Annotated in this window: 1 protein-coding gene; it reads left to right on the top strand. The window is 46.8% G+C overall.

The window, feature by feature from the left end:
* Positions 1-331 (top strand): Ig-like domain-containing protein (locus J690_RS24435; protein WP_228133014.1); only part of this gene is annotated, 331 nt, incomplete at both ends.

Below are 331 nucleotides of genomic sequence, written 5' to 3'. Positions count from 1 at the left end.
GATAATAGTTACACAGACCTTGCAGGTAACCTGGGTACAGGTGATGTACTTGATGGTACCGACGGTTTTGTTGTAGACACTGTTGCACCAACGCTTGCGATTACAGCGGATGACCTTGCACTTGCAGCAGGTGAAACAGCGAACATCAGCTTCACGTTCAGTGAGGCGGTGACTGGTTTTGATGCAAATGACATCACTCTTATTGGCGGTACGTTGAGTGCATTGGTTACAACTGACAACATCACGTGGACAGCAGTGTTCACACCAGATGGTACAGGTACAGCACCAAGCATTAGTGTGGCTAATGGTACTTATACAGATATTGCTGGTA

Origin of the sequence: Acinetobacter sp. 742879 (assembly GCF_000588535.1) — a bacterium.
Classification (GTDB): domain Bacteria; phylum Pseudomonadota; class Gammaproteobacteria; order Pseudomonadales; family Moraxellaceae; genus Acinetobacter; species Acinetobacter pittii.
This window is presented reverse-complemented; position numbering and strand designations above follow the sequence as displayed.